We start from the raw sequence: 6,176 nt of genomic DNA on the forward strand, positions 1-6,176 counted from the left end.
CCGATGTGGAGCGGGTGATGTCACTTTGTAGCCGAGATTGGATAAAACTGACCTAATGTTTAATCCGATTGGTATGACTCTTTTTTCTCATGTAATCGGCCTCTGTCAGGCAATGGCAAGGGGCGACACCGGGGTCGCGCCGTGCAAAAAAATGAAACAAGACAGCCTAGCCGTTCACTAAAAGTGAACAGCAACAGAGAGAAGATGAGGCAACAGGTGGCAAGCTGACCCCATCGGGGTCAGGCGAGGAAGCTTTGGGCGAAGCGGTACTGCAGATGCCGGCGCTGCAGGCGGCGCCTGTGAATGCCGGCGAAGTGATCGCGAAAGCTCGTCCCCGGGTAGAAGAGGGCGGCATAGAACAGCAGGCCACACAGCAGCAGCAGGATCGCCTGCTGGGACCAGCTCATCACCAGCTCGTAGACCACGCTGCCGGGCTGATGATCGCGGCTCAGGGAGTGCTCGAGGCGCAGCAGGTGATTCTGGTGGGAGCCGACGAACTTGACGATGCCATCGTCACTGCCGCTGACGCCGTGGGCCGCCGGGCTTGCGTCGGCAGGTGCCGCCCCCTCCGCCAGCGAGTGGGCCTGCTGGGCCGAGGGCTGGAACGCGGGTACCTTGACCCCCTCCACCGAGAGGGTAGAGAACAACAGTGCGAGGGTGATGAGCAGGGTCATCGCCGCCAGTTTCACGTTGTCGGTCAGGTTCAAAAGTTAATTCCCACACAATAGAAAGGGCAAGCTACCACAGCCTGCCCCACAAGAACAAGGGCGGCAGGCCCGGGGCCCGCCGCCCTTGTGTTGTCTCACCGCGTCCTCAGCGGTTGCGGGTCATGCCCTCGAAGTCCTCGGCATAGTCCTTGAGCAGGGTGTAGAGGTGGGCCCGCTGGGAGAGATCCATGGAGTGGCTGAGATCGCTCAGCCACTGGATGGTGCGCTGGCGGGACTGGTCCGTGTAGCCGGTGAAGCGGCCATCCATCAGGCCGTCCCCCTGCTGGAGCAAGCGGGTCAGCTCCTGGCCGAAATCCGGGCTCTGGCGCTGTTTCATCAGCCGATCCAGCTCCTTGGTCCAGGCCTCCTGAAAGTCGAGCCAGGGGGCCATCATCTCGTATTGCCACTCGGCCCACTGCGTGATGAGGGGCTCCTGGGCCGGCTTCACCTTGCCAATCCAGAACACCAGGCGCTCGTTCATCTTCTCCCGAAAGCCCTTGATCATCTCGGCCTTCGACTGGGTGGCAAAATCGTGCTGGCGCTCCTGCTGGCGCGTCACCCGATCGGCCATGAAGCGAGCCACCTGCTCGTCGGTCAGGGTCTTGGCGAGGCGCACCGTGCGGGGAATGGCGTTCTCCAGGGTACGGGTCAGGCTCGCCTGGGTTCTGTCCAGATGCAGGGTCACCTGGGCCGGGCTCATGGGGCTGGCCACCGCCTTGGCCAGGGCGTCGAGATCCCGGGCATAGATGGGCAGCTCATGCTGCCGGTGCCAGGCCATCAGCCCCTTCACCTCCTGGTCCAGCAGCTTCTTCTGGCTGCGGTCCAGGGAGAAGTAGTCGTCCAGTTGCCAGACGATGGCCGAGTCGAGCCAGTAGTAGATCACCCGGGTGGCGCAACCCGTCAGCAGCAGGCAGAGCAGCAGCAGGCTCCAGCTACGCGGTTGACGCCATGAGAATGTGGTCACCATGCATGCCTCCCATTCATTGAATACACGCGTCGCGCGGGCCGTTGCCTGGCATCACTCCAAGCGCTGGCGGTTGATATCGATCAGGGCCTGATACTCGGGCCCGGGTTGCTGTTCGGCCATCAGCAGCGCCCACAGCAGGCCGATGTAATCGACCCAGGGCAGGAAGGCATCGGCCTGGAATCCCAGGGGCCCCAGCCCCGTCGGTGCCCCGTCCATGGCTTCAAGATAGCAGCTCTCCAACTGGCACCGCTGCTCTTCGCTCCAGCCGTGGGTGCGCTGGATGCTGGCGACCTCGAACCCAGGATGACCGGCGGCGCCGTACTCCCAGTCGATGACCCAGGGCCGCGCCCCCAACAAGTTAGCCGGATTGAGATCGTGATGGCAAGGGAGCCAGCAGTCGTCCGGCTCCCGGCTCGCGAGCAGGGCCCGCTCCAGCGCGGGCAGCCAGGGAGGGATATGGGCCAGACGCTGCCGATAACCGCCGCTGTGGGCCCGCACCGCCATCACCACGGTCGGCACCGGCAGGCGGTGCAGCCGTACCAGCACCTCCGCCATCAGGCGGGGTTGCGCGGCGAGAGGCGGCGCCTGCTCGGCCCAGTTGGGTTCGTCGCACCACGCCAGCAGCATCAGGCCGGTGGCGGGATCGCCGTGATGACAGGGCAACGCCAGCCCCTGCCCCACCGCCCCCTGGTAGAGCTGCCACTCGGTGGCCCGGTCGATGCCAAGGCGCACCGGATCCGGATGACCGCGGCGCAGGAAGGCCTGCTCGCCAGTGGGGAGGCAAAGCCGGTAGTTGCCGTTGGTCAGGCCCTGGCCAAGCGGCTCAAGGCGCCCCTGATCCCAGGGCGCTGGCAGGCTGGCGAGGAGCGCCAGCTCCGCCAGATCCCCCTGCCCCCGCGGGTCCTCACCAGCCAAAGGTGGACTTCTTGGCCTGTTTGCGGATCTCTTTCTGATCGGCCCACAGCAGTTCGCCGTTCTCCACATCCATCAGGTTCATGGTCATCTGGTAGTAGACGTCCTTCACCTTGCCGTTGTCCTTGACGATGCTGGCGAGGTTGCCATAGACCATGTAGCGGGCACCGGTCTGCTTGCCGAGCCGCACCATGGTGGCGGGATCCACCATGCCGCTGCCCTGCTGGTATTCGAGCTGCTGCTTGACCGCCGCCACCTTGCTCATGTCCACGAAGCGGAACTTGCCCGAGCGCAGCAGCTTGGTGCGGATAGTGTCGGTGATGGCCTCGGTGTCGATGTGCTCCGAGGTCTTGTTGCGGATGGAGTCCATGAACATCACCGGGCGGCCCCCGGCGGTGATCTCGCTGGTGGCCGGGGACGCCAGCATGGAATCCGCCATCTTGTCGGCGATGGCCTGCAAGTCGGAGGAGCCGTAATCGACGGTCACCGTCTCGGTCTCGGTGGGATCGCCATAGCTGACGGTGGTGCTGGAGCAGCCGCCCAGCAGCAGGGCTCCAGTCAGGATCAGCAGGGCATGATTCATTTTCATCAGTAGGATTCCTCCATCACTTCGCGAACGTAAATCCGGTAACCCCGTGCAGCCGGGCTCGGCGCCAGGGCGGACAAGGTGCGGGTCTGGTAGCCATGCAGCTTGAGGGGGGTCCAGCCGCGGCCATCGCTGGCCACCTCCTGCCCCGCGTCGTCATACCAGTAGAAGAGATATTGCAGCGTGTGGTCACCACGCTGGGTGCTGGCCGCCGCCACGTTGACCTGCAACAGGCCGTTCTGCTGGCGCCGGCTGAGTTCGGTCAGGGTGACGTTGACGTTTTGATGCTGCTCGGCCACCGCCGCCGCACCGGCCGCGCCATAGAGCGCCACGCCGGAAGTATTGGTGGCACAGCCCGTCAGCAGCAGAACCAGGCCCAGGGCCAACTCTTGTGCTTTCATCTTGTTCTCCTTGCCGGTGGCCGTCGGCCTGACCGGTCATTCATCTGAGTTGCCATATCCGGTTCCCCCTAGAGGGGCATCACCCGGGTCGTGAGCCCGCTCCCCAGGCGCTGTACCCACACCAGGGTGGTGCGCCCGGCGTGGACGCTGAGTGGCAGGGTGCGCATGGCGCTGCCCGCCCCCAGGGTCAGGGTGACGTTCCCGGCCGGGACCATCCCCTGCCAGCTCGAGGCCTTGGCGGGCAGCGTCAGCCAGCTGCGGGTATCCGCCCGCTCCGAGAGGGTGTTGAAGATCCCCACCAAGATGTTACCCACATCCCCCCCCTCCTTGGCGGCGGTGCGCCGCACCTGCTCCTTGGCCACCAGCCGCAGGGCCTGCCGGGTCAGCATGCCAGGCAGCCGCTCCTGCAGATCCTTGGCCGCCAGCGCCTCCAGCCTCACCAGCTCGCTGGTCTGCGCCACCCCCTTGCCCACCGACAGGGTGAGCGGGGCGCCGTCGCTGGCCCGATTGTCGTAATAGGGCACCGCCACGGTAAAGGTACGAAAATCGCCGCTGGAGGTGGAGATGGGCAGCGGCAGGAAGAGCTCACGGCGCGCCGGGATGAGGCCATCTTCAAACAGCACCACCAGCTGGCCCTGATCCTTGGCCAAAGGCGGCGCCTTGCGGCCCATCCGTTGCTCGGTCTCCTTGAGCTCCTCGGGAGAGCCGCGAAGCCGGGCCAGGCGCAGCAGGGCATCCTGCAGGCTCTGGTTGTCCGGCGCTATCTGATAGCCGCGCTGGTAATCGACCCAGGCGTCGTTGAGATCCCCGGCCGCCTCGTAGAGCACGCCGGAGAAATAGAAGGTGTAGGCGTTCTGGAAACCGTTTTTCACCTGGCCTATCAGGCGATCGAGCTCGGGGGCGCCGCGCGACATCAGCTGGCGCATCTCCCCGGCTTCGTCCTCCTGCTCCCCCTCCTGCGCGGCCTTGCGCACCTCGTCGGCCCGCCGTTTAAGGGCCTGCTCCTGCACCTGGTTGGCACGGCGCACCTCTACCAGGGCGCCGTCGGCATCCCCGCGCTGCAAGTAGTTGAGCGCCAGATAGTGGTGCAGCATGGTGCGCTCGTAATCGGGCGCCTGGTAAGCCAGGGTCTGATCGTTGGTGAGCAGGCTGCCCGCCTGGGCCAGTCCCTGGCTCAGGCGGTACTCGGCCTGACTGTCTTCCCACGCAAGCCGGCTGTCGGCGGCGGCAAAGGCCTGCTTGCTGGGGCCGTCCTGACCCGCCAGCCAGGCGATGCGCCCCTTCTCCAGCTGGTCGAGCACGAAGGTGTCGTCCCCCGGGGTCGATTCGCGCACCTCGGGTAGGGCCTCGGCGGCATGGCCCAGTAGCAGCTGGTTGCGCAGGGGCACCATCTGATCCGAGTAGGAGACGAACATGTCTTTCCACTGGGAAGCACAGCCCCCCAGCAGCAGACCGGCCAACAGCAGGCCGGTCGACGGGACGAGGCGCATCACAGGCTCAGCAGGGGTCCCAGGGGCTCGCCACCGACCAGGTGCAGGTGGATGTGATAGACCTCCTGTCCGCCGTGGCGGTTGCAGTTCATGATGAGGCGGTAGCCGTCCTCGGCGATGCCCGCGTCGCTGGCGAGCTTGCGGGCCACGGTGAACATCCGGCCCAGCGCCAGCTCGTGATTCGGCTCCACGTCGTTGACGGTGGGGATGAGCACGTTGGGAATGATCAGAATATGGGTCTTGGCCTTGGGCTGGATGTCGCGAAACGCGGTCACCAGATCGTCTTGATAAAGGATGTCGGCGGGGATCTCCTTGCGGATGATTTTGCTGAAAATGGTTTCTTGCGCCATGGGTAACTCCTTTATAGGAAAAAGAAAATTCAATACAAAGCTCAAGCGGCTCCCAAACAGGCCGCCGCAACGCGCCAAGTGTGACACAAGCCGACATTTGGCACAGCCGTTGTCCCAATTGCTTCAGTTATTGTGAAGAATACCGATAGCGAGGAGACGTCCCGCGAACCACAACGGCATCCCCTTCGGGGCATGCAGGGTATCAAAGGGACGGGGTACTCAGGCAAGGGACTTTTGCACAGACAGCGGGACAATAATGAAACAAACAATGTCAGACCTCTCGATCCTACAGAGAGTCTATCTGGGCTTTGCCATCCTGGTCGCCGTCATGGTCGCCAGTGCGGTACTGACCTTTCGCGGCCAGAGCGAACTCAGCGGCGCCCTGGATCAGGTGACCCAGGAGTCCATGCCGCTGGTACTCGCCAGCAGCCAGACCCAGATAAGCCTGCTCAGCGCCAACAAATGGCTCACCGACGTGCTGACCGAGCAGGATCTCAAGCAACTGCCTGCGGAAGTGGCCGAGTTGCAACAGGCCAAGGGCCAGGTCGACAAGATGGTCGCCAGCCTCAAGCAGCAGGTGGCGGTTCATCCCCAGTTGCAGGCGGACATGACTGCCCTCGTCAAGCTGGTGGATGACTACCTGCAACTGACCCAGACCCTGCCCGGCGAACACGAGGCCCTGCTCACCAGGGCGGGATCGTGAATGTTTTTTAACCATGTAAACAGGTTTGACCTCACGATCTGACTATGATCTTATGTGCTC

Annotated in this window: 7 protein-coding genes and 1 pseudogene; 1 reads left to right on the forward strand and 7 read right to left on the reverse strand. The window is 64.1% G+C overall.

Translation table 11 applies throughout. The features are described 5' to 3' along the window. Nucleotides 1-239: 239 nt before the first annotated feature. The 7 genes from OKB81_RS18855 to hinT all read right to left on the reverse strand — a co-directional run bounded on the left by OKB81_RS18855 (nucleotide 240) and on the right by hinT (nucleotide 5,413). A complete protein-coding gene (locus OKB81_RS18855) occupies nucleotides 240-707 on the reverse strand; it encodes a hypothetical protein (protein ID WP_041212852.1) in 468 nt (155 codons plus the stop codon). 106 nt (nucleotides 708-813) lie between these two features. Beyond that, nucleotides 814-1,674, reverse strand: coding sequence for a DUF6279 family lipoprotein (locus OKB81_RS18860; protein ID WP_160839389.1), 861 nt, complete (start codon nucleotides 1,672-1,674; stop codon nucleotides 814-816). Between the two features lie 51 nt (nucleotides 1,675-1,725). Further along, nucleotides 1,726-2,589 (reverse strand): phosphotransferase, encoded by an 864-nt coding sequence (locus OKB81_RS18865; RefSeq protein ID WP_160839391.1) that lies wholly within the window; start codon nucleotides 2,587-2,589, stop codon nucleotides 1,726-1,728. Then, nucleotides 2,579-3,175, reverse strand: a complete 597-nt coding sequence (lpoB, locus tag OKB81_RS18870) for a penicillin-binding protein activator LpoB (protein WP_010674346.1) — start codon at nucleotides 3,173-3,175, stop codon at nucleotides 2,579-2,581. The genes OKB81_RS18865 and lpoB overlap by 11 nt, the downstream gene beginning before the upstream one ends. Continuing rightward, nucleotides 3,175-3,573 carry a YcfL family protein gene (locus OKB81_RS18875; protein WP_160839394.1) on the reverse strand — a complete coding sequence of 133 codons (399 nt, stop codon included), beginning with the start codon at nucleotides 3,571-3,573 and terminating at the stop codon, nucleotides 3,175-3,177. The genes lpoB and OKB81_RS18875 overlap by 1 nt, the downstream gene beginning before the upstream one ends. Nucleotides 3,574-3,641: 68 nt before the next feature. After that, nucleotides 3,642-5,063: a COG3014 family protein gene (locus tag OKB81_RS18880; protein WP_069785669.1), complete on the reverse strand. Its 1,422-nt coding sequence runs from the start codon at nucleotides 5,061-5,063 to the stop codon at nucleotides 3,642-3,644. Next, entirely contained in the window at nucleotides 5,063-5,413 is a 351-nt protein-coding gene (gene hinT / locus OKB81_RS18885) for a purine nucleoside phosphoramidase (RefSeq protein ID WP_270805372.1), read from the reverse strand. Before hinT ends, OKB81_RS18880 begins: the two co-directional genes overlap by 1 nt. A gap of 256 nt (nucleotides 5,414-5,669) precedes the next feature. Here hinT and OKB81_RS18890 point away from each other — a divergent pair. Beyond that, nucleotides 5,670-6,104, forward strand: a pseudogene (locus OKB81_RS18890) (methyl-accepting chemotaxis protein); the annotation flags it as partial. Between the last annotated feature and the right edge of the window lie 72 nt (nucleotides 6,105-6,176).

This window comes from Aeromonas sp. QDB56 (assembly GCF_027705505.1).
Taxonomy (GTDB): Bacteria; Pseudomonadota; Gammaproteobacteria; order Enterobacterales; family Aeromonadaceae; genus Aeromonas; species Aeromonas caviae.

What these genes read in the sequence shown, in the direction of transcription:
- OKB81_RS18860 (WP_160839389.1), bottom strand. Translation starts at nt 1,674, where the DNA reads ATGGTGACCACATTCTCATGGCGTCAACCGCGTAGCTGGAGCCTGCTG.
- lpoB (WP_010674346.1), bottom strand. Translation starts at nt 3,175, where the DNA reads ATGAAAATGAATCATGCCCTGCTGATCCTGACTGGAGCCCTGCTGCTG.
- OKB81_RS18875 (WP_160839394.1), bottom strand. Translation starts at nt 3,573, where the DNA reads ATGAAAGCACAAGAGTTGGCCCTGGGCCTGGTTCTGCTGCTGACGGGC.
- OKB81_RS18880 (WP_069785669.1), bottom strand. Translation starts at nt 5,063, where the DNA reads ATGCGCCTCGTCCCGTCGACCGGCCTGCTGTTGGCCGGTCTGCTGCTG.
- hinT (WP_270805372.1), bottom strand. Translation starts at nt 5,413, where the DNA reads ATGGCGCAAGAAACCATTTTCAGCAAAATCATCCGCAAGGAGATCCCC.